This window comes from Veillonella sp. R32 (genome assembly GCF_010093125.1).
GTDB lineage: Bacteria > Bacillota > Negativicutes > Veillonellales > Veillonellaceae > Veillonella_A.
In genome coordinates, this window is record NZ_NMZQ01000020.1 from 15,774 (window position 1) to 40,920 (window position 25,147).

28 protein-coding genes, 1 pseudogene and 2 other annotated features are annotated in these 25,147 nt (G+C 39.2%); of the genes and pseudogenes, 3 read left to right on the top strand and 26 right to left on the bottom strand.

What is annotated here, in order from left to right; translation table 11 throughout:
* Positions 1-100: 100 nt before the first annotated feature.
* From hisF to VER_RS04805, 19 genes and pseudogenes are all read right to left on the bottom strand, one after another.
* Positions 101-859: an imidazole glycerol phosphate synthase subunit HisF gene (hisF, locus tag VER_RS04710; RefSeq protein ID WP_162099724.1), complete on the bottom strand. Its 759-nt coding sequence runs from the start codon at positions 857-859 to the stop codon at positions 101-103.
* Positions 853-1,578 (bottom strand): 1-(5-phosphoribosyl)-5-[(5-phosphoribosylamino)methylideneamino]imidazole-4-carboxamide isomerase, encoded by a 726-nt coding sequence (hisA, locus tag VER_RS04715; protein ID WP_162099725.1) that lies wholly within the window; start codon positions 1,576-1,578, stop codon positions 853-855. The genes hisF and hisA overlap by 7 nt, the downstream gene beginning before the upstream one ends.
* A gap of 28 nt (positions 1,579-1,606) precedes the next feature.
* Positions 1,607-2,218: an imidazole glycerol phosphate synthase subunit HisH gene (gene hisH, locus VER_RS04720; RefSeq protein WP_162099726.1), complete on the bottom strand. Its 612-nt coding sequence runs from the start codon at positions 2,216-2,218 to the stop codon at positions 1,607-1,609.
* Between the two features lie 14 nt (positions 2,219-2,232).
* Entirely contained in the window at positions 2,233-2,973 is a 741-nt protein-coding gene (hisB, locus tag VER_RS04725; RefSeq protein ID WP_162099727.1) for an imidazoleglycerol-phosphate dehydratase HisB, read from the bottom strand.
* A complete protein-coding gene (hisD, locus tag VER_RS04730; protein ID WP_162099728.1) occupies positions 2,963-4,294 on the bottom strand; it encodes a histidinol dehydrogenase in 1,332 nt (443 codons plus the stop codon). The genes hisB and hisD overlap by 11 nt, the downstream gene beginning before the upstream one ends.
* Before the next feature lie 32 nt (positions 4,295-4,326).
* Positions 4,327-6,094, bottom strand: a pseudogene (hisG, locus tag VER_RS04740) (ATP phosphoribosyltransferase).
* Between the two features lie 460 nt (positions 6,095-6,554).
* Positions 6,555-7,412, bottom strand: coding sequence for a histidinol-phosphatase HisJ (hisJ, locus tag VER_RS04745; RefSeq protein WP_162099731.1), 858 nt, complete (start codon positions 7,410-7,412; stop codon positions 6,555-6,557).
* Positions 7,413-7,511: 99 nt separating this feature from the next.
* Entirely contained in the window at positions 7,512-8,192 is a 681-nt protein-coding gene (locus VER_RS04750; RefSeq protein WP_162099732.1) for an energy-coupling factor transporter transmembrane protein EcfT, read from the bottom strand.
* A 10-nt stretch (positions 8,193-8,202) separates the two neighbouring features.
* Positions 8,203-9,012 carry an energy-coupling factor ABC transporter ATP-binding protein gene (locus VER_RS04755; protein ID WP_162099733.1) on the bottom strand — a complete coding sequence of 270 codons (810 nt, stop codon included), beginning with the start codon at positions 9,010-9,012 and terminating at the stop codon, positions 8,203-8,205.
* 10 nt (positions 9,013-9,022) lie between these two features.
* Positions 9,023-10,486 carry an energy-coupling factor ABC transporter ATP-binding protein gene (locus VER_RS04760; protein WP_162099734.1) on the bottom strand — a complete coding sequence of 488 codons (1,464 nt, stop codon included), beginning with the start codon at positions 10,484-10,486 and terminating at the stop codon, positions 9,023-9,025.
* Positions 10,487-10,538: 52 nt separating this feature from the next.
* Positions 10,539-10,784, bottom strand: a binding site (T-box leader).
* A gap of 86 nt (positions 10,785-10,870) precedes the next feature.
* Complete coding sequence (locus VER_RS04765; protein WP_162099735.1) at positions 10,871-11,335, bottom strand: hypothetical protein; 465 nt, start codon at positions 11,333-11,335, stop codon at positions 10,871-10,873.
* Positions 11,336-11,466: 131 nt separating this feature from the next.
* Positions 11,467-11,784 (bottom strand): hypothetical protein, encoded by a 318-nt coding sequence (locus VER_RS04770; protein ID WP_162099736.1) that lies wholly within the window; start codon positions 11,782-11,784, stop codon positions 11,467-11,469.
* 211 nt (positions 11,785-11,995) lie between these two features.
* Positions 11,996-12,589: a hypothetical protein gene (locus tag VER_RS04775; protein ID WP_162099737.1), complete on the bottom strand. Its 594-nt coding sequence runs from the start codon at positions 12,587-12,589 to the stop codon at positions 11,996-11,998.
* Between the two features lie 225 nt (positions 12,590-12,814).
* On the bottom strand, positions 12,815-13,258 hold the full coding sequence (locus tag VER_RS04780; protein ID WP_162099738.1) for a hypothetical protein: 444 nt from the start codon (positions 13,256-13,258) through the stop codon (positions 12,815-12,817).
* Between the two features lie 9 nt (positions 13,259-13,267).
* Positions 13,268-13,738 (bottom strand): hypothetical protein, encoded by a 471-nt coding sequence (locus tag VER_RS04785; RefSeq protein ID WP_162099739.1) that lies wholly within the window; start codon positions 13,736-13,738, stop codon positions 13,268-13,270.
* Positions 13,739-13,870: 132 nt separating this feature from the next.
* Positions 13,871-14,332 carry a hypothetical protein gene (locus VER_RS04790; protein ID WP_162099740.1) on the bottom strand — a complete coding sequence of 154 codons (462 nt, stop codon included), beginning with the start codon at positions 14,330-14,332 and terminating at the stop codon, positions 13,871-13,873.
* 48 nt (positions 14,333-14,380) lie between these two features.
* Complete coding sequence (locus tag VER_RS04795) at positions 14,381-14,899, bottom strand: hypothetical protein (protein WP_162099741.1); 519 nt, start codon at positions 14,897-14,899, stop codon at positions 14,381-14,383.
* 307 nt (positions 14,900-15,206) lie between these two features.
* The gene (locus VER_RS04800) at positions 15,207-15,587 is read right to left on the bottom strand and encodes a hypothetical protein (RefSeq protein WP_162099742.1); all 381 of its coding nucleotides are present in this window, start codon (positions 15,585-15,587) and stop codon (positions 15,207-15,209) included.
* 364 nt (positions 15,588-15,951) lie between these two features.
* The gene (locus tag VER_RS04805) at positions 15,952-16,089 is read right to left on the bottom strand and encodes a hypothetical protein (RefSeq protein WP_162099743.1); all 138 of its coding nucleotides are present in this window, start codon (positions 16,087-16,089) and stop codon (positions 15,952-15,954) included.
* A gap of 259 nt (positions 16,090-16,348) precedes the next feature.
* Between VER_RS04805 and VER_RS04810 the strand changes: the two genes are divergently transcribed.
* The 3 genes from VER_RS04810 (at position 16,349) to panB (ending at position 18,341) form a co-directional block, all read left to right on the top strand.
* On the top strand, positions 16,349-16,498 hold the full coding sequence (locus tag VER_RS04810; RefSeq protein WP_162099744.1) for a hypothetical protein: 150 nt from the start codon (positions 16,349-16,351) through the stop codon (positions 16,496-16,498).
* Between the two features lie 97 nt (positions 16,499-16,595).
* The gene (locus VER_RS04815; RefSeq protein ID WP_162099745.1) at positions 16,596-17,450 is read left to right on the top strand and encodes a Rossmann-like and DUF2520 domain-containing protein; all 855 of its coding nucleotides are present in this window, start codon (positions 16,596-16,598) and stop codon (positions 17,448-17,450) included.
* Positions 17,451-17,480: 30 nt separating this feature from the next.
* Positions 17,481-18,341 carry a 3-methyl-2-oxobutanoate hydroxymethyltransferase gene (gene panB / locus VER_RS04820; RefSeq protein WP_162099746.1) on the top strand — a complete coding sequence of 287 codons (861 nt, stop codon included), beginning with the start codon at positions 17,481-17,483 and terminating at the stop codon, positions 18,339-18,341.
* 75 nt (positions 18,342-18,416) lie between these two features.
* Here the strand turns inward: panB and leuB are convergent, their stop codons facing one another.
* From leuB to VER_RS04855, 7 genes are all read right to left on the bottom strand, one after another.
* Positions 18,417-19,487, bottom strand: coding sequence for a 3-isopropylmalate dehydrogenase (gene leuB, locus VER_RS04825; protein ID WP_202922130.1), 1,071 nt, complete (start codon positions 19,485-19,487; stop codon positions 18,417-18,419).
* A 62-nt stretch (positions 19,488-19,549) separates the two neighbouring features.
* A complete protein-coding gene (locus tag VER_RS04830; RefSeq protein WP_162099748.1) occupies positions 19,550-20,038 on the bottom strand; it encodes a 3-isopropylmalate dehydratase small subunit in 489 nt (162 codons plus the stop codon).
* A 1-nt stretch (position 20,039) separates the two neighbouring features.
* Positions 20,040-21,299, bottom strand: coding sequence for a 3-isopropylmalate dehydratase large subunit (leuC, locus tag VER_RS04835; RefSeq protein ID WP_162099749.1), 1,260 nt, complete (start codon positions 21,297-21,299; stop codon positions 20,040-20,042).
* Positions 21,300-21,341: 42 nt separating this feature from the next.
* Positions 21,342-22,913, bottom strand: a complete 1,572-nt coding sequence (locus VER_RS04840) for a 2-isopropylmalate synthase (protein ID WP_162099750.1) — start codon at positions 22,911-22,913, stop codon at positions 21,342-21,344.
* Between the two features lie 358 nt (positions 22,914-23,271).
* Positions 23,272-23,473, bottom strand: a binding site (T-box leader).
* A 173-nt stretch (positions 23,474-23,646) separates the two neighbouring features.
* The gene (locus tag VER_RS04845) at positions 23,647-24,177 is read right to left on the bottom strand and encodes a DUF805 domain-containing protein (RefSeq protein WP_162099754.1); all 531 of its coding nucleotides are present in this window, start codon (positions 24,175-24,177) and stop codon (positions 23,647-23,649) included.
* 8 nt (positions 24,178-24,185) lie between these two features.
* Entirely contained in the window at positions 24,186-24,824 is a 639-nt protein-coding gene (locus VER_RS04850; RefSeq protein WP_162099751.1) for a DUF805 domain-containing protein, read from the bottom strand.
* Positions 24,825-24,854: 30 nt separating this feature from the next.
* Positions 24,855-25,046, bottom strand: a complete 192-nt coding sequence (locus tag VER_RS04855) for a hypothetical protein (protein ID WP_162099752.1) — start codon at positions 25,044-25,046, stop codon at positions 24,855-24,857.
* Between the last annotated feature and the right edge of the window lie 101 nt (positions 25,047-25,147).

Here is a 25,147-nt window from a genome sequence, read left to right on the forward strand (position 1 = left end):
TATCAAATTATACTTTTCAAATCGTACGCTTCCTATCGTATTCTTCATAGCATACTCTTCATCTCGTACTTTTCCGATTATACCATTCATACTATATAACTTAACGGACTGGTATATTATGAGCGCGCAAGGCCTCTTTCACATCCTCAATCGTTAATTCTTGGAAGTGAAAAATAGATGCTGCTAAGGCTCCTGTCACTTTAGTTTGTTGAAACACGTCTACAAAGTGTGCCACCGTGCCAGCCCCACCAGAGGCAATAATCGGTACCTGCACTAAATCACCTAAGTGTTTATATAAATCAATGTCAAAACCCGATTTAGTGCCATCTTTATCCATGCTAGTTACAAGCAATTCACCAGCCCCTAGCCGAACCGCTTCCTGCGCCCATTCATAAGCCAATTTATCTGTTTTCTTACGGCCACCATGCGTATAAGCATAGCGTTTACCCGTTTCAGGATCAGTTTTAACATCAATAGCAACGACAATGCATTGATTGCCAAATTTTTCAGCCCCTTCGCGGATAAGTTCTGGATTCGCTAGAGCCGCGGAATTCAAAGAAATTTTATCTGCCCCTGCTTGCAATAAGCGTTGCATATCGTCGACAGTACGAATGCCACCGCCAACAGTAAGTGGCATAAATACTTCTCTAGATATAGCGGAAATCACATCCTTAAAAGTACCTCGCCCTTCCGTCGTAGCCGTAATATCTAAAAATACTTGCTCATCAGCACCCTGCGTTTCATAGGATGCGGCTATAGCCACTGGATCACCTACATCCACAAGATTCACAAAGTTTACGCCCTTTTTTACGCGCCCATTATCCACATCTAAGCAAGGAATAATTCGTTTTGCTAACATAATTCCTCCTCTAGCGCTACTACATCCGCCAAGGTTAAAGGCCCTTCATAGAGGGCTTTTCCTACAATACAATCCGTAAGCCCTTTAGCTCTTAAGCTGATAATATCTTCCTTATGTCGAATCCCACCAGAGGCAATGATAACTGCTTCAGGAAACAACCTTTGTAAATCAGCGAGTAGTGTTTCATTAGCCCCTGACATAGTGCCATCACGGCTAATATCAGTGACAATAAAGTAAATGGCCCCTGCCGTTATCATTTCACGAATTAATTCAACCATAGTCACTTCTGATTGTTCTAGCCAGCCTTCAGTTGCCACTTTACCGTCAATACCATCAACGCCAATAACAATGCGTTCAGCCCCGTAAGTCTTAAGCATACGTTTTGTAAAATCTGCCTGTTTCAGTGCCACCGAGCCTAAAATAATCCGATTAACCCCCGCCTCCAAATAGGCCTGAATAGTTGCTTCATCACGGATACCGCCCCCTACTTCCATAACACCCGTGAAAACTTGACGAATGCCTACAATGGTATCATAATTGACAGGTTTACCCGCTTTAGCCCCATCTAAATCAACTACATGAATGGCCTTAATGCCCGCTTTTTCATAGGAAGTGGCTTGATCGACTGGATTGGAGTTAATCACGACTTCTTGATTAAAATCCCCTTTAAATAGGCGCACACTTCGTTTATTTTGTATATCAATGGCAGGAAATATCATGTAAACCTCCTCAATAACTCCTACAACTTTATACGGCACCACATAAACTACCAAACTGTTTTAACAAACGAAGCCCAATGGCCGCACTCTTTTCAGGGTGAAACTGCATGCCATAAATCGAGTCTCGTCCCACAATCGCTGGTATCGTAATTCCATAATCAGCGGTGGCTACTATATATTCGTCATCACAACAGGCATAATAGGAATGAACAAAATAGGTATATTCTTTGTCCACAAAGCTAAACGGACTGGCGGATTTATATACTTGGTTCTGATTCCAACCCGTATGTGGCACCATAAGGCCCAAATCGGTAGGAATGGCTTCCACCGTGCCGGGAATTAAACCTAATCCCACTGTCTTGCCATATTCCGTAGACGATTCAAAGAGAATCTGCATACCTAAACAAATTCCTAAAAGGGGTATACCTTTAGTCGCTACGTCTTGTAATACAGGTACTAAGCCTCTTTGAGTTAATGTTTCCATAGCCTGTTTAAAAGCACCCACACCCGGCACAACTACTCCATCAGCCGCAAGGATTATCTCCTTATCGGCCGTCAATACAGTAGGAATGCCTAAATGGGTGAACGCCTTCTGCACATTAAATGTATTCCCTGCGTCATAATCAACTATTGCAATCATATCTATCCTTTACTCTACACAGTTAAGCTACCCTTGGTGGAATTAATACCTACAATATCTGTATTAAGTGTAACCGCCTGTCGCAACGCACGGCCTGTAGCCTTAAACATACTTTCAATAATGTGATGGGTATTACGACCATACTCATTGCGCACATGAAGGTTCATTAAGCCATTCATAGCTAAGGCTTGGAAAAAATCTTCCACCAATTCCGTTTCAAAATTACCGCCTAATACAGGCGTGCTAAGTGCCGCTTGATATACCAAATAAGGGCGACCACTTAAATCAATAACAACCTGCGTCAACGATTCGTCCATCGGTACCCACGCATTGCCATATCGTTCAATTTGCTCTTTAGCCCCTAGGGCTTGCGTTAAGGCTTGCCCCAAAGCTAAGGCTACATCCTCTACCGTGTGATGTGCATCAATATAGGTATCTCCTTTGGCCCTAACAATCAAACCGAAGCGGCCATGTTTGGCTAATAAGGTAAGCATATGGTCTAAGAAGCCAATGCCCGTTGCAATGTCTACCCCAGTCTGCTCATCTAAATTAAGACTAACTTCAATATTGGTTTCGGCGGTCACTCGTTTTACTACGGCACAGCGCCCCGCACACTGACTAACCGCATCAGCCACAGCCAAACTATTAGCATCAGCCGTAGCTAAACTATTAGCATCAGCTATAGCCAGCCCTTTCGTATCCGTGGAGCCCCCTTTGATATTACCTAGTGGTATCTCTTTATTCTTAGTGTCCATAGGAACCTCTCGCTTCCTCATCATCAAATGTAAACTGATCAGCTGTTTCATCAAACCGAATTTCAATAGAACGCGCATGCCCTTCTAAACCTTCGGTGCGCGCTAAGGTTGCAATGTGAGGCGCTAATTCTTGTAAACGAGCTTTGGAGAACTGCATGAAAGAGGTACGTTTCACAAAGTCATACACACCAAGGGGCGAAGAAAAACGAGCCGTACCACTGGTAGGTAATACGTGATTAGGGCCACCCATATAATCGCCCACTGGTTCAGCCGTATAAGGACCTAAGAATACAGAGCCGGCATTTTCAACTAAACTCATATATTCCACAGCATTCGCCAATTGAATTTCTAAATGTTCTGGCGCCACTTCATTCATCAAGGTGAACATGTCTTCAATAGAATCAATAATAGCAATGAAACTCCGCTCTTCAATCGCTGTTCGAGCAATCGCTTCACGCGGTAATTCCTTGAGTTGCCGTTCTACTTCCTTAGCTACCGCATTGGCTAATAATTCGCTATTCGTAATTAAAATAGAACGTGCTCGTTTGTCATGTTCTGCCTGTGATAATAAGTCCGCCGCAATGTGAATAGGATTCGCCGTTTCATCAGCTAAAATACCAATTTCAGAAGGGCCCGCAATCATATCAATGGATACTTGCCCAAATACTTGGCGTTTAGCGGTAGCCACATAAATATTACCAGGCCCTACAATTTTATCCACTTTTGGCACTGATTCCGTACCATAAGCTAAGGCAGCTACTGCTTGGGCTCCGCCCACTTGATACACCGCATCAACACCAGCCAATTTAGCGGCACCCAATACGATAGGAGCAATGCCATCTTTCTGCGGTGGCGTCACCATGATAACTTCTTTCACGCCTGCAATTTTTGCCGGTAAGGCACACATTAAAATGGTGGAGGGATAGGCAGCTGTGCCACCAGGTACATAAATCCCTACTCGTTTCAAAGGCGTCACTTTTTGCCCACGTAATACACCCGTCGTATCTAAATCAATAAAACTTTGATCAATTTCTCGTTTATGAAAGGCTTCAATATTCGCTTTAGCTACCGTAAGGGCTTCTACTAATTCAGCGGGTAAACTATTATAGGCCGCCTCAATGGCTTCCTGGGGCACACGCAACCCCTCAAGAGTAACACCATCGAATTCTTTGCTGTACTGCCGAAGGGCCTCATCCCCACCAGCAATCACGGTTTCAATAATAGTCCGTACTTGTTGCTCAATGGTCATATCCGTCGTTTGCGCCGTATATTCATTGACTAAATTCATCATCTTCTCTAAGGGTTCTCTATATATCTTCATGGTTCTCTCCTCTATGTCTCTATACTAGGCAATCAGGCTTGCGCCGTCTTTAACTTGTCTACAAATGTAAAAATTTCACTGCGCTTTTGTTTCAAAGCCAATGGATTTGCCACCAAACGCGTAGATATAGGCATCAGCCAATCAAAAATTTGCAAGTTATTTTCTCGCAAGGTCGTACCTGTTTCGGTAATATCTACAATGGCATCGGCTAAGCCAATTAAAGGGGCTAGCTCTACAGAGCCTTCAATCTTAATAATTTCTACGTCCTTACCACTACTGGCAAAATAGGCCTTAGTAATGTTAGGATATTTAGTCCCAATCGTATGTCGTCGTGGCTCATTCATGTCATAGCCTGCTAAAGAGGCTAAAATAAATTGGCAACGCCCTGTCTGAAGGTCTAATAATTCATAACTGGTATTTTGCTGTTCCTCTAAAATATCACTACCTACAATGCCGATGTCCACGACACCATTATTAAGGTAAGTCAAAACGTCGCCACCTTTAACTAAAATCACTTCTAAGCTATCGCCTAGCTGAATTACGAGTTTACGTTTCTTATTGCGTAAAGGTTCACAATCAATGTCACAAGCCTCCAGAAGGGGAATGACCTGCTCCTCTACACGGCCTTTTGTTAGGGCTATACTAAGCATCTTCACTCACTCCTTCTTCCGTGACTACATATAACACAGCATTTTCACGCGCAGCCTGACGTCGTGCGTCCTCCAAACTATCGGCTAGCACTAAGCTATACGCTGGGTGATTCACTAAATACGCAGCTGCTTTAGGCCAGGCAGTTGGCTCATAATACACTAACACTGGTTTAGCTTTCGGCACTTCCATATCAGCCACTTGAGCTAGCACATCTAAGTCAAAAGCCATGCCTACCGCACAGGTAGGTTCTTTCTGAAAATTAGCTAACAAACGATCATAACGGCCACCACTGACAATATAGCTAGCCACTTCATCCACATAGCCTCTAAAGGTCAAGCCTGTATAATAGGGTTGTGGTGGTCGGCTACTTAAATCTAGGCGAACCTGCTGATTTGACATATGTTGCACCGTTTTCGCTAAATCCATCAATTGATTGACAATTCGTTGGGCTAACATAGGTAAAATCACTTGATTTAATTCTTGCTGTACTTCTTCTACCGAGCCAAATAAACGAGGCCAAACCACTAACAGTGGATATAAGGCATTTTCGGCATAACTTTCAATAATCGTTTCATACCGCGGCAAATTCTTATTGAATAAAGCATCAAACAAGGTCTCTTCCTCATCAGCCGTTAAGCCTAAGGCTTCCACAATCGTCGGTGCAAAACGAGCATCACTTAACTCCAAATACAATCGATTGTTTAGTAACAATCGATTCACTTGATTGATAACTAGCATACATTCCAGCTCGGCTCGATTCGACTCATAACCAACTAATTCAATGCCCGCCTGTGTCACTTGATTGGCCCAACCACGATGGGCCTGATTCATAGCCAACACGTCACCAATATAGTAAAACTTAGTAGGCAAGCTTACTTGTATGTTGGATAAAAATCGTGCAATAGGTAAGGTTAAATCAGGACGCACGACTAAGCGCTCTTGCGAGCTATCTACCAATTCATACAGCTTCTGTTGAATGGCTAAATCATAATCATCAAAAACATTTTTATATTCAATTAACGGTGTTATAATTTTTGTATAGCCTCGTTTGTAGAAGCATTTCGATAATAAATTGCTAAGGAGCGCCTTCTTCTGCGCTTCCTCACCAAACTCATCACGAAAGCCTTGTGGCAAGCGTTTTTGTTTCATATCCCCAACCCTCTCTTTACTCGTACTTCCTATCTATCTATACATCACCCAATAGAATGGATGCTGTAGCTACTTCTTAATTTTGAATCTTGCATTTAACTCTTTATCACTTCATCTAACTAAAGCGTTAAAGATATAATACACCGTAAGGCACACTTCGTCAATATATTATTACGCATAGGTTTTATGCTTTACGGTCATATAACCAAATATAATCTAATCTATGTTCTTACACCCTTATGCCCCTATACCCTAACATCTCCTAGCTCTATAAAGGAAAACATAGGTGCGTAGGACAAAACATCCTAAAGTCATATATACAAAAACATCCTTTACTATATGTCATCACGTATTCAACGTGAACTTCATGACAATAGTTAAAGGATGTCTTTTATGTATTGTTATCTCTATATGTTAATGTTCTCTCAATCTAAACCAGGTAGGCTACGCTATACTAATCCTAAACCCAAGCCGTTTCAAAAGCGCTTACCCCGTGAGAATCTGAACCCATCATATACGGCACGCCCAACGCATAGGCCATCCCTTGAATAAAGGAACTAGGGTACATTTCACGACAATTTGACTTAAATAAGCCCGCTATATTGTAATCGAGCGTGCGATTCTGGAAACGCAACGTTTCAAGAATCTGCCGAATTACTTGCTGTGTAGCACTATCATAGGTATTTTTAAAATTAAAATGGTGCTGATATTTTTTAATCAAGTCTAAATGACCGATGCGCACCGGTGTATGAGGACCAAAATCAGTCTGCACGCCCTCTAAAACCAGTTGGAAATATCGCCGATACAGCACATCTTGCTTAGTGAGCCACGGTCCAAAACCTTTCTGAAACTCCGCTTCACTGTAATCTACACACCAAAAGCCATCGTCCACACCGGGCATAAAATGAACCGACAACAAATTATCCCCCGTATAAGGCCCTACCAAATCTAGGAATTCGCGAGTCGCTTCCTCAAAGCCAGGCAAATAATCCACTTCAAAACCAACAGATAGATTAATATGCTGGCCATACTCTCTTTGTAGTTCAGTACCTAAGGCTAAATAGGGTTCCACTTGATCCATACGAATCGATGCCGTATCATAGGCTTCCTTGTCCCCTTTATACCGCCGGACAAAACCATTAGGCAACGGGGCATGTTCTGTTAAACACAATTTATAAAACCCTAGGCCAATGGCCTTTTCAATCAAAAGCGCCACCTTTTCACCCGTCCCATGGGGACATAATTCAGTGTGTAAATGACCATCAACCAATTGCCCCTCATATTGATTGTGACCTACGATGGAATATTGTTTGCTCATGAACGGCTCCTACTTGCTAACAACAAGGCCTAATGTTTTCACACTTGCACAGTAGGCCACTTAGATAACGAATTCTTACCTATAGTGTACAACAATCTGTTAGAAAGCGCCACGCACATACATAATAATCGCTGCGGTTAAAAGGACTAATACAGCGACTATGACATAATCAAGACTACGCATGCCAACGGTGGCAACAAAGCTATGATCTTTATTACCAAAGCCCCGTAATTCTAGGGAAAGAGCCATCGTTTCAGAACGGCCTAAGGATTTAAGTAATAAGGGTTGAATGACAGACCCATAGGATGCAAACCGTTTGAAAATATTCCCTTCTAACGCTAAGCCACGACAAGCCTGTGCCTCTTGTACGGCTTTACTTTCGGCAATAAAATCAGGCACAAAGCGAAGGGCCGCGGTAAACATAAACGCATATTCATAAGGAATTTTACATTGTGTCACCAAAGCTGCCGTTAAATCCTGCAATTTAGTGGTGGCCAAAAGCATAATGAATACCATCGTCATACAAAGCATGCGCAACCCGGTTACATAGGCAGAGTCTAACGTGCCACCACCCAAGTATTGCACGACGGCTAGGAATACAGCAAAAATAGCTAAGACTAAAACAGCTTTGATCTGTTTGCCCAAAAGGCCCGTTACTAATAAAATAATAAGCTCTAAGGCTAGTAATAACGTTAATTCGTAAGGAGTTTGAAATAGAACAGCCCATACGGAAAACGCAATAGTCATTAATATTTTGGTAAAAGGTACTAATCGTTTCATAGGGTTCCTCCTAACTGCGACCCTTACGGGCTAGCATTTTTGTTTCAAATTCCTTCATAGACTTACAATAACCAAGGCCTGGTACCGCCTCGGCTAATTCCACGCAAGGTGGCTTCGTAAGTCCTAAATCAAATAAATCTTCACGAGCAGTAAATAATTCTTCTGGCGTACCATCAAACGCTTTGGTGCCATAGCCAATAATGATAGCCCGTGTACAATGAGACGCCATAATTTCCATATCATGCGTTACCAACAAAATGGTAAGTCCTGTAGCGCGCAAGGTTTCTAATAACTCTAGTAATTCCCGTGTTTCTTTGCCATCTTGGCCACTCGTTGGCTCATCTAAAATTAAAATCTTAGACTTCATAGCTAACGCCGATGCAATCGCGACCCGCTGTTTTTCCCCACGGCGAAGCGTTGGTGGATAGGCATCTCGCAAATGGCTAATCCCTGTGGCTGCCAAGGCTTTCGACGTAATATCGGCTACTTCTGCTTTCGTATAGCCTAATTGTTCAGGGCCAAAGCCTACTTCTTCGGCTACAGTGGGGCGAAACATTTGACGGTCTGGTTGTTGAAACACATACCCGATGAAACGCCCCCGATCAGCCGGGGATAAATTAGTAATATCTTCCCCATCATAGTACATCTTGCCACTTCGTGGCTTTTCAAGACCCATCAGCAAACGGGTAACTGTTGTTTTACCACAACCATTACGACCACCAACGGCAATAAATTCACCTTCACCAATCGTAAAATCTACATTATCTATAATATCTTGCCCTAGGACATAGCCAAAGCGCAAGCCTTTAACTTCTAGCATAGTAACCTCCTTATGATACGCGTAAACCAGATTTAGCAGCGGTCACACTGAGCCATGGCTGTTCAAATTCATAACCAGCTGCTTCTAAGCGCATATAGGTTGTAAAGATAGATGGCAAGGCATCTACATAAATGTTATGGTTATACATATAACGCAACGTGTTTGCAGGCACATCATCACAGCGAAGTTCCCCATCCACCATAAGGGCCATCCGATTAGCATACGGTAATACAGCATGTAAATCATGATCAATAACCACAACGGTAATGCCATAGTCTTTATTCAAAGAACCTACTAAGCGATATAATTCATCGGTACCTTCTGGATCAAGTGAGCTGGTTGGTTCATCCAACACCAAAATAGAAGGATTCGTAGCTAACACCGAGGCAATCGCCAAGCGTTGACGTTGGCCACCAGAAAGACTTGTAATCTTACGCTGTTCCATGCCTTCAAGGCCGACTTGTTTAAACACAATAGCACTGCGTTCTTTAATCTGTTCTGGCGTATACCCACGATTTTCCATAGCAAAGGCCACTTCTTCCGCTACGGTCATTGTCACAAGTTGTGTGTCGTAGTCGGCTAACACAACGCCGATTTCAGTAGCCAATTCGGAAATTTCCGCTTGCGTTGTCGCCTTGCCATTAACATAGACCATGCCTTCCATGCGCCCACCATAGAATTTAGGTACGGCCCCAATCATAGCCATACACAAAGTGGATTTACCACAACCTGCAGGTCCCGTAATTACTAGAAAATCGCCATCATTAACAACTAAGTTAATATCTTTAATAGCGGGTTTCGTTTGTTTACCATAGTAATAGGAAAAATGTTCAATGGAAATTTTAGCCTCATTGGTTGGCACTAATTCATATTGACTATGATCACTAGAAATGACTTCATCTGCATTTGGTAAATAGCCACGACGAGCAAACAAACGTTGGGCTGGCACATAGAGTAGTGGCGTTACTACGGCATTACAAAGTGCTACGATTAAAACTAACGGCCACATCCCTTTAAGATATACATCAAGCGGTAAAGCTAATACATAAAATAAAATAGTTACAAAAATACCACCAGATACTAAGGTACTAAAAAAGCCGGACACAACAGGGGGAATCATATTTCCACCAATTTTCACCTTGCTAAACATATGCACAACGAAAGCACAAGTTAACGCACCAGCTGGTTCGCTTAATAAGTTGGCATAGGGAAAGGCTGATTTAGATGTCATCAAATTGATGAGCGCTGCTACTAAGCCAATCCCTAAAGACTGACGATAATTAGGCCGTGTCAAATGAATGGCTACACAATACGTAGCAATCATCCAGTTTGGTGTAATCCCTGCTACACTAGGGCTAACTAAGTGCAAAATCGTACCCAAAGCCAACATTAACGTGCTCACGGTAACCCAACGAAATTGACCGCCTTGCACATGTGTATATACTAATTTTGAAACATCTTGAATTCGCTCCATACTTCTTTCCTCCTAAAAATGGGTATAAAAAAAACCTTTCAATCCCAGAAAATCTAGGGACGAAGGTTATCCGCGGTGCCACCCCAATTGGTCATAAAGACCCGGCTCACTACGTACGGCCTACCCATAGGCGATACGCGCTCCTTTGTTAACGGTCGGAGATGACCGGTGGCGCCTACCAAAGTTCGGGCCACGTCTCCCAGGTCCATTCATTATAAACTCTTGCATCAGGCTCCCACCATTCCCGACTCGCTGTAGCCGAACTCTTATAATTACTCTTCCTGTTCGTCGACGATATCTTTATGTTTTTCTCAATTATACACAGGTAGGGAAAAGAAGTCAATATATACATGGATATTTTATAAACTTTATATTCGTCTAACATTAAATATTACTCCGAGCAAAAAAATTATTATAATGAAAAATTACAACCCACTCATTAGTAAATTCATCTTTACCTGTAATCTTACTTTTTTTCATTATTGGTTCTGCTATAAAAAAATATTGATTATTATAAGCACTAAAGTCTTTATATTTTATACCAATTTCACTAATCACCCACCCCATTCGCTCAAACTGTTCAATTAATTCATTTAATATTATATCCGGAGAATCATTAGTATGTACTATAAAGCTTATTTTCTTCTCAATCTGCAAATAACCTTTAACTTTCATTTCACTATGCTCATATTTTTGAACAAACTCTATTTGTTCTGCTGCCTGCTTCAAGAGTTCCACTCTCTGATTAATATAAGAATAAAAAACAATTTGATACAAGCAGCCCAATAAAAATACAGAAATTAAAACACCTCCATATATATACCCTAATTTACGAATAAATTTTCTCATTTTACAAATCTCCTTTATCCATTAAAAAATATCCCCTTCTGTTGTAGTCGCGCCCTGCTGCCATACTGGCGTGTAACGCACTCGCTGTATGGCTTTGGTAATATTCATATTTATAAGCTAATGCTAGATACCTAAAAAGCACCTTGGGATTTATATGCATTTTTGTGACTCTTTAAATACTCATAGTTATAACGTATTTTATAAGGCATTTCTTCTAATGATTTAAAAATAATTGTATTATATTTATTTTTTATAAGTTCTATTTTATAACTATTTTGATATTCCATCTCATCTAAATATAAATAGATATCATCATTATCATCAGAAAATATAATATAAATTCCCTTTTTATAGGCATAATAAGTTCCATCTTCTTTAAGTAAAGATTGTCCTTTATCAATTAACTCTATTTGCTTTTTTTTATCAAAAATACTATTATACTTTTCCATAATAACATATCGATATGTATAATATTCATATTGATGCCATAAAAATAAACCTATTATTTGAAAAAAAAGCTGTAGAAACTAGAATTAGAATCAAGATGCTTATAATTTTTATACTATTTTTAAATAAATTCTTCATAATACTATACACCAGCCCCATATAGAGCTTTAAATATCATAATTAAATAACTGTTATTCAATAAGTAGTAATATTTTAAACTAAATAGAAAATTAAAAACCAAATCACTGTAATCCTTATTAATTGTTTATCAATTTTCTTCTGATTCATATGCCACCATAAATTATAATCACCACCATGTCGCTCTTTTACTTTTGAATAAATACTATTTAAATACAATTTAGCTATTATATCACCTATAAAAAATACTATTATAATTAGCAAAACCCAATATGCTCTTCGAAATAAATTTAAATATAGACAAGTATCTCTTATAGTGTTTAATCCAAAAAAACTATATACATTAACTGCAATATTAGATTCATATTCGCTTATTATACCATTAATTAATCTACTCAATGAGCTTCTATTATGAAGTAAATAAACTAACGCACCATGATCCCAATACACAATACCCATATTAGTAAAAATAAATGCTGACACTCTCCCCGATAACTTTTGAAACACAGTTTGATTCTTTAATAGAAAATATATATTCAGAAAAATCAACAATAAAAAGTTAGTATATATTTCCCATGCTCTATTTGATAAAACATACATATAAACAAGTAATAAGACAAAAAGTAATACAAATTTAAAATATTTTATCTTACATGATGAAAAAAACATACTGGCCCTCCCATTTTTCTTTTACAATAAATATAAATGCTTCGCCTGCTCATCATCATATACATAAGAAAACCCTTTAGATTTTGAGGTATATTCCGCTACATTATGAATATCTTCCATCACCAAGGTACCGGTCTTAACTACATTCTTAGATGGTGTAGCTTCACTATGTAATACAGCCCTGTTATAACATTTTGTATTAGAGCAAATTGTTATTCACATTCACTAACATCTTCTCCACGTTAAAACTCGTTCTAAGAGTAAAAGTGCTATAAAAGGAATAAAAAACCTCATAATAAAATGTAACAAAGGAAATAATAATGCATTAATAATTGTGTATGCATGAAAATAAGGATAAAAAACTAATTCAACATATTTATCTCTAATAATCACATCAAAAACAAATAAATATAAAGGCATAGAAGCTATATATAAACTCATAAACTGTTTAATAGAAAATATAGGAAAAAGATATTTATTACTATATCGCACACGCCAATAATAGATCCAATAGCTGCAAATTAACCCATTAAGAATAAGTAAAAAAACACGATTACTTTCTGTTATAAAACCTCGTAATGCATCCCAGGTAATATAGTATGCTAAAGAAATAAGAAAAAATTTAAGAATTTCATTTCCTATCCTTCCTACTAAAAATAAATTTCTCATACCTATCTCCTAATAATACTTTGATTCTAATATATTTAGATACGGTAGCCACAAGGACGTACGATGAATTTGTAAATAATCATATATGGCTTTTTCTGCTTGGGGAATATTTTTTATCCCCTTATGTATTAGTATTTTCTTACTATATTCATTATCTTCATGCTGTTGTCGATGAAATTCTATCAACCCTTTATTTTCAAGAAATAAATTATAACTATTTACTATATGTGTCTCTAGATTAAATGTAATCAGTTCCTGATTTTTAATCAAGTATACTCTATCTTTTTTGATTATAAACGACTCAACTTCACTTACTACTATCGGAGTATCACTTGTAAAATCTTTATGAAATTCCGCTCCATCTCCAAAAAAATCAACAAAATAATACCTTATCTCATAAGACCGTCCTAAATAAAACATAGATATTATAGTAAATAACCAAAGTAAACAATAGCTAAATTTTTTCTTTGCTTTTACCATTTATTTATCCTCAATGTATAAACCTATTTGTCTAATATATACATTATATTTCACACCGATTTCTTATATTTGAATAAAAAATATTTAATACAGAAAGCCAAAATATAAATAAGCTCTCAAATTTTAAAGTGCCTAATAATACTTTGCTTCTAATACATTTAGATACGGTAACCACAAACCTATATAACGATGCTTTAATGATTCATAGACTTTTCTATCTTCAGTTGGCATAGCATTTATATCCTTATAAACAAAAATGTATTTCCTATATGCTTTTGTATCCCTATAAATGCCCATTAAAGTACTGACTGAATTATAAACATTATAAGAGAAGATCTTTTCATCCATTTTATCTAAAACTATAAATTCCTTATTCGTCATTAAATAAATTTTGTTATTAACAATGTTAAAAGACTGGATTCTACTAATTACTACATCATCCATATCATTATCAAAATTTCTATAAAAAACAACTCCATCACCCCAATAGTTAGTAATTTCATATTTAATTGGAGCTTTATTGTAAAAGAATATTATTGTTACAAATATTAACCATATTCCTAAGTATCTCAACATATATTGTGCTTTTATCATGAATTCTCACTTTCTATATATAAATCTATTGGTGCGATATATATAGTTTTACATTAACTTCTTATATTTGAATAAAAAAGTATTTAACACAGAAAGCCAAAATATAAGTTGGCTTTCAAATTTTAAAAAACCTAATAAAGCCACAATAAAATAAAAACTATCTGCTAAATAAACACAGTCATTCTTATAAAAAAAGAAAATCATTGTCATCAATAATTTATTTATTAAATTATATATACAAAAATAAATAACGTCATAATACAATATAAAATTGCTTATGCTATCTAAAATGCTATTCCAAAGGCTAATAAAATTATAACCTCTATAAAGCTCAAAAAAACTACTAGTATAACTATTTATATTTACTATGTTAAATAAAAGCCATAAACTAATAATTATTACTTTATTCTCTATAAATATAGTCCTATATTTATAGAGAATAAAACTTCCTACCACCATAGCAATAAGACCTACTGGAATAGATATTAAGAATGATAAAACCATAGATAAAAACATAATAGCATATAAAGAGATTATACTTTTTAAAAATATAGTAAAATATTTCAATCTATTTCAACCTCCTTATTTTCCAATCCATCTAAGAATTTACCTTTAGCTCGCTCTCGCAAAAGACTATAATTATCTCTACCACTTTCTTGTAAATTTTTACAAGAATAATAATTTTGTATCATCATCCACTCGTAGCCGTAATGGATATTTGACTATCTTTCGAAATGACATTACCACCCGTATACGTTACCGAATGAAGTGATTGCAATTGTGATGAGATATAAGCGCCCCTAAACTAACTGTTAGACCTGAACTAGAGCGTTTAACATAATATGTTACATCTGCTGTACTTCTAAAGTCGTCGCTAAAAAGTATCCATACTATAAAAAATAATGTAAACTTTAAAACCATATAATATTATGATAAAAACTCTCAAAATATGACATATTACATAAAAAAGACGCCTAATATTTCTACTATATTTATTCCAGACCATCCCTAATTTATAATATCTAATAATTATAGAAAAACAACTCCAGCCTAAAATACCTAATCCAAATTCAAATAAAACATCGCCTATATAAGATAAAGATAGCAAAGAAGCCATAATAAAAACTATACCTAATGGTAAAAATAAAAATGTATACCATATTTTTTTATTTATATTTTTTCGCTCTCCACGTCTAGAATAATAAAAAATTAAAAAACAAGAAATAGCTATAAAAAAACCTCCTGGATTTATCATCTTATTACTTACCGCCCTTCGATAACTTAGTTTTAGAAACCGTGATTTCACCATTTAACTATTACTAAGTACTTTTTATTTGCTACTCCACCCTAATTTTTCTCTTTATAGATTATGCCTTGAAAAAAGTGCCATTGGCTCAGAATGCTGAGATATATTAGTTAATGAAAAACTTTTTAACTGATTACTTAAGGTATTAGAACGTTCGTTAATATACCGAGAACCAAATATTTGATACATAATACAACTAATTATATAAATAAACAAAAGGCTAATTAAGAATTTTCTAATTATCTTCAGTATAAATTTCCATTTATTCATTTTCTAATTCCCGTATATTTCTGACAAAGAAAACGTACTCAATTCACATCCCCCAGTTCAACTTGAGTAATAAAAAAGAAGGCTCCGTTTCATCTAATGCACTGTCTGTGTCAGTGGACGTACGGATACCTTCTATCTCTACTCGCTTTGTCTGGTTTCGTTCATTACAAGCCTGCTTCATAGTAACACTCCTAACCTCTTGCTTAATAAATATATTTTCTACATATATTTATTCTATTTATGACAATTTTATCTTATATGCGGACATTTGTCCATCATTCTTTTTTCATAAAAATCAAGCTATAACGGCTTCGTCTTCAGTTCTAAGGAATTATTCAATTCCAATAGCCTATAAAAATTCCAAGAGCCAATAAATAAACATACACAACATATTGACAACCCTCCTCCCCTATACTACTATGAACGTATACTAGGATTTCATGAGATTCGGCATTTTTATGGCTCATCAGTCTGTGAATGGTATCTCCCCAGAACCATATCGCTTCGTTACTGCCAGAGCAAACCTATCGCTAGGCTTAGTTGCCTTCCATGAAACAACGGTATCTTGTCATATTCGCTTGGATCTATGAGACCGGGACGAGACGCTACACAGGATATTTAGGCGCATTTCGTGGTCGAAGTGCGCCTTTTTTGCGCCAAGTCTCCAGAAAGGAGTTCTATGAAACTATGAAAATCGGTATTATCGGTGGTGGTAAAGTAGGGCAAAGTATAGCCACCGCCCTAGCCAGCCAAGTCGTAGGTCTAGTCAGTGCTTCACCTGAAACGACAGCTCAATTGGCGCAACGATTTCAGACCCCTACTTACAATCTAATAGAATTAGTGCAACAAAGTGATGTTATCTTCTTAACCGTACCAGACAGAGTAATTTCTACGGTGGCCTCTAAAATAGCTAGGCTATGCCAAAATAGGCCTAACCTAAGAGGCAAAATTTTCTTACACTGTAGCGGAAGTTTAGGCCTCGAACCATTAGCGCCCCTAGCCAAACTAGGCGCGTCTGTTGGTAGTTTACATCCCCTTCAAACCTTTGCTCATACACAAACTTCCTTACAGGGCGTGTATATGGCCATTGATGGAGATGAAAACGCCCTAACCGTAACACGTAAAATAGCCACCCAATTGCAAGGGCAAGCGTTTCACGTGCCCCCTGAAGAACGAGCGGCCTACCATGCGGCTGCCTGTATATGTTCCAATTATACGGTAACGTTACAAGCCTTAAGTCAACAACTTTTCAGTCATTGGCTACCCGCTGAGGCGGCCTGGCAGGCGCTCTTACCTTTGTTTCAGGGAACGGCCCATAATCTAAGCCACGCAACGAACCCGCAAACGGTCTTAACCGGGCCTATCGCGCGTGGTGATATAGCAACCATACGCCAACATCTAACGGTCTTACCGCCTGAATATGTGCCTAGCTATTGTCATTTAGGGCTTATGACCGCCCAGTTGGCCGTACAAAATGGTACTATCACTAGCACGCAAGCTAACGAATTAACTGACTTATTTACTAAAACGTTAACGCATTAAACGGAAAACATCCCACAAAGGAGTCTTACCATGAATACAGAAACGAATCTCACCCCAAAGAAACCCGTTACAATTACTACGATTAAAGATATGAAACAAAAGGGCGAACCGATTACTATGATTACAGCCTACGATGTAGCTATGGCCCACAATGTAAACGAAGCGGGTATCGACATGATTTTAGTAGGCGATTCTCTAGGCAACGTAATCCTCGGTTACCCCTCTACAATCCCGGTTACGATGGACGATATGGTGCATCATACCAAAGCAGTCATGCGCGGTAATAGTACGGCCCTCGTTGTAGCAGACATGCCATTCATGAGCTACCAAGCCAACATCACCGATGCACTGTATAATGCAGGTCGTTTACTAAAAGAGACAGGCTGTACGGCAGTGAAACTAGAAGGGGGCCAGGAAGTGTGCGAATTAGTTCACAAATTAACGACCGCTGGCATTCCTGTAGTAGCTCATATTGGCCTAACGCCTCAATCGGTCAATCAATTAGGTGGTTTTAAAGTACAGGGTAAAGAAGTGGCGGCTGCGCAACAATTACTGGCCGATGCCAAAGCCCTAGAAGCGGCTGGCGCTTTTGCATGTGTCTTAGAATGTGTACCCGCCGCACTAGCTACCAAGATTACGGCTGAACTCACCACTATGGCCACCATTGGTATTGGTGCTGGCAACGGCTGTGATGGGCAGGTCCTTGTCTGCAATGACTTACTAGGTGTCAGCACTGGTTTCACCCCTAAGTTTGTGAAACGATATGCCAATGTTCACGATATAACAATCAACGCCGTAAAAGACTACATTAAAGATGTAAAAGAAAGGAGCTTTCCTGCTCCAGAACACACCTTTAAAATTGATGATTCTGTGTTAGAAAAGCTCTACTAAATGCTTAGTTATAGGCTTATAATCGCTATTTTATACCATACTTGCTATTAAATATCCATTTTAATAGCATAATAGCTATTTAATATATTGTAAAATAGCCTCCGTCATGCCTTCGGTATTTACTTTTTTCATGCCCGCCTTGTAAATATCGCCCGTACGATAGCCTGCTGCTAGCACGTCTTCCACGGCCTTTTCAATCGCCGCTGCCGCGTTAGGAGCCTCTAGCGAATGGCGACACATCATAGCCGCTGATAAAATCGTTCCTAACGGATTGGCAATGCCCTGACCCGCAATATCTGGCGCTGATCCATGAATAGGTTCATAAAGGGCAGTGCCCGTACCAATCGAAGCTGATGGCAATAAGCCAAGGGATCCTGAAACGACGGCCCCTTCGTCACTTAGAATATCCCCGAATAGATTCGTCGTCACAATCACGTCAAACTGACCAGGATTAACGACTAATTGCATGGCCGTGTTATCTACATACAAATAATCAAAAGCCACTGTTGGATTCGCAGTGGCTTTTTCTTGTGCCACTTTACGCCACAGACGAGAGGAGGCCAATACATTGGCCTTATCTACGCTCGTAACCTTCCCTTTGCGCTGTTTAGCCGTATTAATAGCTACCTCCATGATTCGTTCAATCTCATAGCGATGATACGTTTCTTTATCCCACGCCACTTCATCCGCCCCTTCACCGGTAGCTTCCAAACGTTCACCGAAATAAATGCCCCCAGTCAGCTCACGAACAATAACAAAGTCTACATCCTGCACTAATTCAGGTTTTAATGGGGAATAATCCTGCAAGGCTTTGAAAATACGGACTGGCCGTAAATTACAGAATAAACCTAGCGCTTTGCGAAGGCCAAGAATAGCCTTTTCTGGTCGAATGGCTGGATTTACTGCATCCCATTTAGGACCACCAACAGCGCCTAAGAGCACCGCATCTGCTACTTTACAAGCGTCAATGGTCGATTGTGGTAGAGGCTCACCATAGGTATCAATGGCTTCGCCACCCGCCTTATGCTCCGCCCAATGAATTACGATATTATCTTTAGCGACCGCTTTGTCCACAACACGACGCGCGGCACTAACAATTTCACGCCCTATACCATCGCCATTAATGGCGACTACTCGTTTCTCTATACTCATATAAATGCTCTCTTTCTCTTTTCTATTTCATGCTTTCTTTTAAGCGTATACCTTACTTAGCCCCGTTGTTTCGCAAAGTTTACGAGGCCACCTGCTTTGGCAATAGCTTGCACGAAAGGAGGCAACGCCGTACCTTGGTACGTTTCACCAGTGGTCAAATTATGTACTTCACCAGAGCTCATATCGACCCCAATTTCATGATTTGCCTTAATATGTTCAACGGCATCACCAATTTCAATCACCGGCAAACCAATGTTAATGGCATTACGGAAAAAAATTCGTGCAAAGCTATGGGCAATAATGCAAGGCACCCCGCTTGCTTTAATGACGGCTGGCGCATGCTCACGGGATGAACCACAGCCAAAATTCTTGCCCGCTACCATCAAATCACCAGCTTGCACATTAGGGGCAAAAGTCGTATCAATATCTTCCATCGCATGGGTAGCTAGCTCCGCCATATCAGCAATCGCCAAATATCGAGCGGGAATAATTACATCCGTATCTACATTGTCGCCGTAGCGCCAAATTTTACCTTGAAAATCCATATTAAACCTCCTCTGGCCCAGCAATACGTCCAAGTACAGCACTGGCTGCTGCCACATATGGACTAGCCAAATATACTTCACTATCTACATGGCCCATGCGCCCTCTAAAATTACGATTCGTTGTGGACACGGTTCGCTCCCCTGCGGCCATAATGCCCATATAACCACCTAAACAAGGGCCACAAGTTGGCGTACTAACAGCACAGCCCGCTTCAATAAAGATATCTACCAAACCTGTTTTTATGGCTTGATCATACACATCTTGACTGCCTGGAACTACAATACAACGCACAAAGTCCGCCACTTTTCTATCTTTAAAAATGGACGCCGCTGCCTCTAAATCTTCATAACGGCCATTGGTACAAGAACCAATAACTACTTGGTCGATGGCAATATCGTTAGCAATATCTGTAATGTAGTGCGTATTCGATGGCAAATGAGGGAACGCTACCACTGGCTGTAAAGTAGCTAAGTCGATAACTACCGTTTCACTATATACAGCATCTTCATCCGCTACCACTGGCGTATAAGCCCGTTTCACACGGCCTGACACATAGGCCTCCGTCACTTCATCATAAGGGAAAACACCACATTTGCCACCTGCTTCAATCGCCATATTGCAAATAGTTAAGCGGTCGGCCATAGTCAAATGGGCAATGCCATCACCACAAAATTCAATCGCTTTATAACGTGCCCCATCAACGCCAATGCGGCCGATGAGTTCAAGAACAATGTCCTTACCTGTTACCCACTGATTAGGCTTACCCGTCAACTCCACTTTAATGGCTTCTGGTACTTTAAACCAGGTCTGACCCATGGCCATCGCCACGCCCGCATCAGTAGAACCAACGCCCGTAGCAAACGCGCCTAGCGCACCATATGTACAGGTGTGGGAATCGGCACCAATAATCATATCACCTGGCGCCACTAGCCCTTGCTCTGGTAATAGGACATGTTCAATGCCCATACGGCCTACTTCAAAGTAATGAGTAATTTTCTCTTGCCGTACAAAATCACGCATAACTTTTGCTTGTTCCGCTGATTTAATATCTTTATTCGGTGTAAAATGATCTGGCACTAGGTAAATTTTCTCTCTATCAAAAACAGGTTTACCAATCTTTTTAAATTCTTTTAAGGCTGGTGGAAAGGTAATATCATTCATTAACACAGCGTCTACTTTACATTCTATAATCTCCCCAGCCTTCACCGTTGCTACGCCTGCATGGCGCGCCATATTCTTCTCTGTCATCGTCATCCCCATAACGAATGCCTCCTTATGTTACTCTCACTACTTCTTCTTAATTTAATTCCCTTGCTGTTCAAATTCTTTTTCAATTTCTTCCGTTAAATACACATAGTTAACAGCATTAATATAAGCTAACACACTAGATGAAATAACATCGGTACTTACACCGCGACCATTATATTGGCGCCCTTGATAGGCAATAGTTACTTGTACTTCACCAAGAGCGTCTTGACCAGCCGTTACCGCTCGCACCTGATAGTCGATAAGCTCTATAGGTAAACCAATGACGCGCTGTGCTGCTTTAAGGGAGGCATCAACGGAGCCATCCCCTACAGCGGCATCTTCACGAATGCCCTGTGGGGTTTTAAGACGCACATCAGCATATGCATAGCCACGCTCATTGGATTTATAGTGATGATGCACTAATTCAATAGCTTTCACATGGTCAATATTATCGATAACCAACGCTAAAATATCTTCATCAAAAATCTCTTTCTTGCGATCTGCTAAGGCTTTAAATTTTGCAAATAAATCGTTTACTTTTTCAGCTGTAAAATGGAAACCCATCGTTTCCAAATGGCTTTCAAAAGCATGGCGACCAGAATGTTTGCCGAGGACGATACTCGTTTTTTCAGCCCCTACGCTCTCTGGGGTCATAATTTCATAGGTGGTAGGATTATTTAACATACCATGTTGATGAATACCTGACTCATGAGCAAACGCATTGCGCCCCACAATGGCTTTATTCGGCGGCACGACCATACCGGTTAGCTTACTCACTAACTTACTGACCCGTGTGAACTGCTTCGTATCAATAGCCGTAGTAACACCATACACATCTTGTCGTGTTTTAAGAGCCATCGTCACTTCTTCAATACCCACATTGCCAGCCCGTTCGCCAAGGCCATTAATAGTCCCTTCTACTTGACGCGCCCCTGCTTGAATGGCCGCTAAGGTGTTAGCATTAGCCATACCTAAGTCATCATGACAATGAACACTAATGATAGCCTTATCAATGTTTTTCACATGCTCCTTGATGTAGCGAATTTTATAAGCAAATTCATCCGGTGTCATATAGCCCACCGTGTCAGGTACATTAAGTATAGTAGCGCCACCAGCAATGGCAACTTCAAAGACTTCACATAAATAATCTAAATCTGTGCGGGATGCATCTTCTGCTGAAAATTCAATTTCATCAAACTTCCCCGCTGCAAAGGCCAAGCACTCTTTCACGATAGCAATCACTTCTTCACGAGTCTTTTTCAATTTATATTCTAGATGAATATCGCTAGTAGCAATGAATACGTGAAGGCGACTGCGTTCAGCTTGCTGTAATGCTTCTGCGGTTCGCTCAATATCCGCCTTATTGGCTCTTGCTAAGCCACAAATAGTCGCTCCTTTCACTTGTTCAGCAATGGTTTTCACTGCTTCAAAATCACCAGGCGACGCCGCTGGAAACCCTGCTTCAATAACATCAATGCCAAGTCGCACTAGATTCTGGGCGATTTCAATTTTTTCCGGAGTCTGTAAAGATACACCAGGGCTCTGTTCGCCATCACGTAAAGTAGTATCGAAAAAATACACTCGATTCACATCTTGTTTGTTAGTTATTGCTTGTACTTGGCTCATAAGATTACCTCTCTTCTCACTCAACATAGGCCCCTATTTTGCTAAGAAATGACGCTCTCTCCTTCGTCTTTCTTAATGGCTCTCTCTTCTTTCTCAATAATTACTCTTAGACTTAACTAATTCACACTATTACTAACACGTATCAAATAAATGACCCGTACTACTAGATGTAATACTGATACTAAAAAACGCCCCTGGAAGCACAGCATAACTGCACGTCCAGGGGCGTTATAAGTTTATAGATATAGCTGATACAATTAATGAATACCATAATATAGAAGAATAATTATGTATATTCTTCTTAATCATCGTATCAAATGAAAGTATCAAAAAAGCCCCTGGAATCACATTACTGTGTTCCAGGGGCATCATAAACTATAACACGGTACCACCCTAGTTGGTTCTCTCATAGTTATAACGGAACTACCGTCATGGCTTACTGCTATTCAGCCACAAAGCTCACAGGAGAGTTTCGATACTATTTGTCCTATTGCCTCACACCAACCGACAACTCTCTGTAAGCCACTAAATAGTTCTTTATACCTGCTCATCGCTTATTTCATTTGATGGTTATTATTCTCTCACAAACACATATGCTTTGTCAAGAGATATTTTGCATATTTGACTTAATTTCAGAATTATCGTACTATAAATATAGAGATAGTCATACGTTTGGTAGCGTCAGACTCGTCTCTCAAAGAATATGTAATTGAAGAAACGGTCTGATTTAAAATCAGATCGTTTTTTTATTTTCAGAATAATCAGGTAATGGCCCATATTCATTAGGACCTAGTTGGCTTGGCAATAAGGTAAAAATAAAGCAAACCATGCTACCGCCTGGTATTAAATGCAAAAGAAACCACCAACCACTAAAACCGGCATCATGAAACCGACGGATTTCACAACTTATATTAGGTGGTATAAAAGCTATAAAAAGTACGACTAACAACAGAAAAAACAGCCCCATAGACAGATCATGTCCTACCGTATCACCTAACATAATGGCAACAAATAGGCAGGGCCCCACAATTAAGACCCAAAGGGCGACTAATAATAATTGGAATTTCCAATATTCACCGCGAGTGGCCCGTCCCTGTACTGACCAATATTTTTTAGTCATACACAGTTTAAAATTATCTATTAAATCTAAAGAGCCCACACGATTCGCTAAAACAGGCACTGATGTAAGGATATTTTCTTGACCACAATGAGGGCAAAAACGAGTACCCCCTTCTATAGGCTCACCACAATGAGAACAAAACATATAACTTCCTACTCTCCTCTATAATATGTATAATCAGGTAAAAGGCCATATTTATTTTCTCGTTTATTACTCGGAATACAACCAATAACAATCGTTGCCATAAGTCCAATAACGGCCAACGCACCTACTAGCATCATACTGACTACCAAAGGCATAGCTGTTGCCGAATCTAAAGTAAACGTATTAGTACTTAGTAGTAGCCAATACGGCCCTATGCGGCTAATGAAAAAGATTATGCCAGCCCCAAATAGGGCCCAATACGCAGCAACCCACTTACCACTAACATTAAAATCATGGAGTCGCCTTACAATTAGACAATTTTCAATCACTAAGCTAAATAAAGCCAATATGGTAGTTACCCAAGATAACACCTCTATAACCACATTCGTTTCCTCAAACCAACTGACTGGTAGATTAATAATATGTAAAATTAAAGACTGCAATAACATGAAACGCCAAAATTCAGCGCGCGTAGCACGCCCTTGTATAGTAAATGGCTTTTTCAATAAGCACATTTTATAATTAGCAAATATATCCAAAGAGCCTTTCCAACTGACCATGGCGGATCCTTCTTGAATATGATTACCACAGTCTGTACAATAACTATCACCTTCAATAATTGGGTGACCGCAATATTTGCAAAACATTCATTTCCTCCCGTTACTGACTATCCCATATTAAAACTTCCATTGAAAGGAAAAGGAAGATGACAAAATAAAATAAAGCACGGCACAAATAATAATATATGTTTCATCCTTCCGTTCATAAGGAACTAATCGCTTTGCTGTGCCATTATCAGCTAATGAACTTCCACAATGACCACAAAAATGACCGCACTGCTGTTCATGACCACATTGTTTACATTGCATACACTCACTCCTCTAATACCAACTACTATAAGATACTTTTTATTATACATGATTTTTATCAAAGTAACAGTCCTTATACAACAAAGGGGCTGTAACGAAAT

What these genes read in the sequence shown, in the direction of transcription:
- hisA (WP_162099725.1), bottom strand. Translation starts at nt 1,578, where the DNA reads ATGATATTTCCTGCCATTGATATACAAAATAAACGAAGTGTGCGCCTA.
- VER_RS04840 (WP_162099750.1), bottom strand. Translation starts at nt 22,913, where the DNA reads ATGAGCCAAGTACAAGCAATAACTAACAAACAAGATGTGAATCGAGTG.
- VER_RS04830 (WP_162099748.1), bottom strand. Translation starts at nt 20,038, where the DNA reads ATGGATTTTCAAGGTAAAATTTGGCGCTACGGCGACAATGTAGATACG.
- VER_RS04760 (WP_162099734.1), bottom strand. Translation starts at nt 10,486, where the DNA reads ATGGAGCGAATTCAAGATGTTTCAAAATTAGTATATACACATGTGCAA.
- VER_RS04785 (WP_162099739.1), bottom strand. Translation starts at nt 13,738, where the DNA reads ATGGTAAAAGCAAAGAAAAAATTTAGCTATTGTTTACTTTGGTTATTT.
- hisH (WP_162099726.1), bottom strand. Translation starts at nt 2,218, where the DNA reads ATGATTGCAATAGTTGATTATGACGCAGGGAATACATTTAATGTGCAG.
- VER_RS04770 (WP_162099736.1), bottom strand. Translation starts at nt 11,784, where the DNA reads ATGGAAAAGTATAATAGTATTTTTGATAAAAAAAAGCAAATAGAGTTA.
- hisB (WP_162099727.1), bottom strand. Translation starts at nt 2,973, where the DNA reads ATGGACACTAAGAATAAAGAGATACCACTAGGTAATATCAAAGGGGGC.
- leuC (WP_162099749.1), bottom strand. Translation starts at nt 21,299, where the DNA reads ATGGGGATGACGATGACAGAGAAGAATATGGCGCGCCATGCAGGCGTA.
- VER_RS04780 (WP_162099738.1), bottom strand. Translation starts at nt 13,258, where the DNA reads ATGAGAAATTTATTTTTAGTAGGAAGGATAGGAAATGAAATTCTTAAA.
- VER_RS04810 (WP_162099744.1), top strand. Translation starts at nt 16,349, where the DNA reads ATGAGATTCGGCATTTTTATGGCTCATCAGTCTGTGAATGGTATCTCC.
- VER_RS04850 (WP_162099751.1), bottom strand. Translation starts at nt 24,824, where the DNA reads ATGTTTTGCAAATATTGCGGTCACCCAATTATTGAAGGTGATAGTTAT.
- VER_RS04800 (WP_162099742.1), bottom strand. Translation starts at nt 15,587, where the DNA reads ATGATAAATCCAGGAGGTTTTTTTATAGCTATTTCTTGTTTTTTAATT.
- VER_RS04845 (WP_162099754.1), bottom strand. Translation starts at nt 24,177, where the DNA reads ATGTTTTGTTCTCATTGTGGTGAGCCTATAGAAGGGGGTACTCGTTTT.
- VER_RS04750 (WP_162099732.1), bottom strand. Translation starts at nt 8,192, where the DNA reads ATGAAACGATTAGTACCTTTTACCAAAATATTAATGACTATTGCGTTT.
- VER_RS04790 (WP_162099740.1), bottom strand. Translation starts at nt 14,332, where the DNA reads ATGATAAAAGCACAATATATGTTGAGATACTTAGGAATATGGTTAATA.
- VER_RS04805 (WP_162099743.1), bottom strand. Translation starts at nt 16,089, where the DNA reads ATGAAGCAGGCTTGTAATGAACGAAACCAGACAAAGCGAGTAGAGATA.
- VER_RS04755 (WP_162099733.1), bottom strand. Translation starts at nt 9,012, where the DNA reads ATGCTAGAAGTTAAAGGCTTGCGCTTTGGCTATGTCCTAGGGCAAGAT.
- VER_RS04775 (WP_162099737.1), bottom strand. Translation starts at nt 12,589, where the DNA reads ATGTTTTTTTCATCATGTAAGATAAAATATTTTAAATTTGTATTACTT.
- panB (WP_162099746.1), top strand. Translation starts at nt 17,481, where the DNA reads ATGAATACAGAAACGAATCTCACCCCAAAGAAACCCGTTACAATTACT.
- hisF (WP_162099724.1), bottom strand. Translation starts at nt 859, where the DNA reads ATGTTAGCAAAACGAATTATTCCTTGCTTAGATGTGGATAATGGGCGC.
- VER_RS04815 (WP_162099745.1), top strand. Translation starts at nt 16,596, where the DNA reads ATGAAAATCGGTATTATCGGTGGTGGTAAAGTAGGGCAAAGTATAGCC.
- VER_RS04855 (WP_162099752.1), bottom strand. Translation starts at nt 25,046, where the DNA reads ATGCAATGTAAACAATGTGGTCATGAACAGCAGTGCGGTCATTTTTGT.
- hisJ (WP_162099731.1), bottom strand. Translation starts at nt 7,412, where the DNA reads ATGAGCAAACAATATTCCATCGTAGGTCACAATCAATATGAGGGGCAA.
- VER_RS04765 (WP_162099735.1), bottom strand. Translation starts at nt 11,335, where the DNA reads ATGAGAAAATTTATTCGTAAATTAGGGTATATATATGGAGGTGTTTTA.
- hisD (WP_162099728.1), bottom strand. Translation starts at nt 4,294, where the DNA reads ATGAAGATATATAGAGAACCCTTAGAGAAGATGATGAATTTAGTCAAT.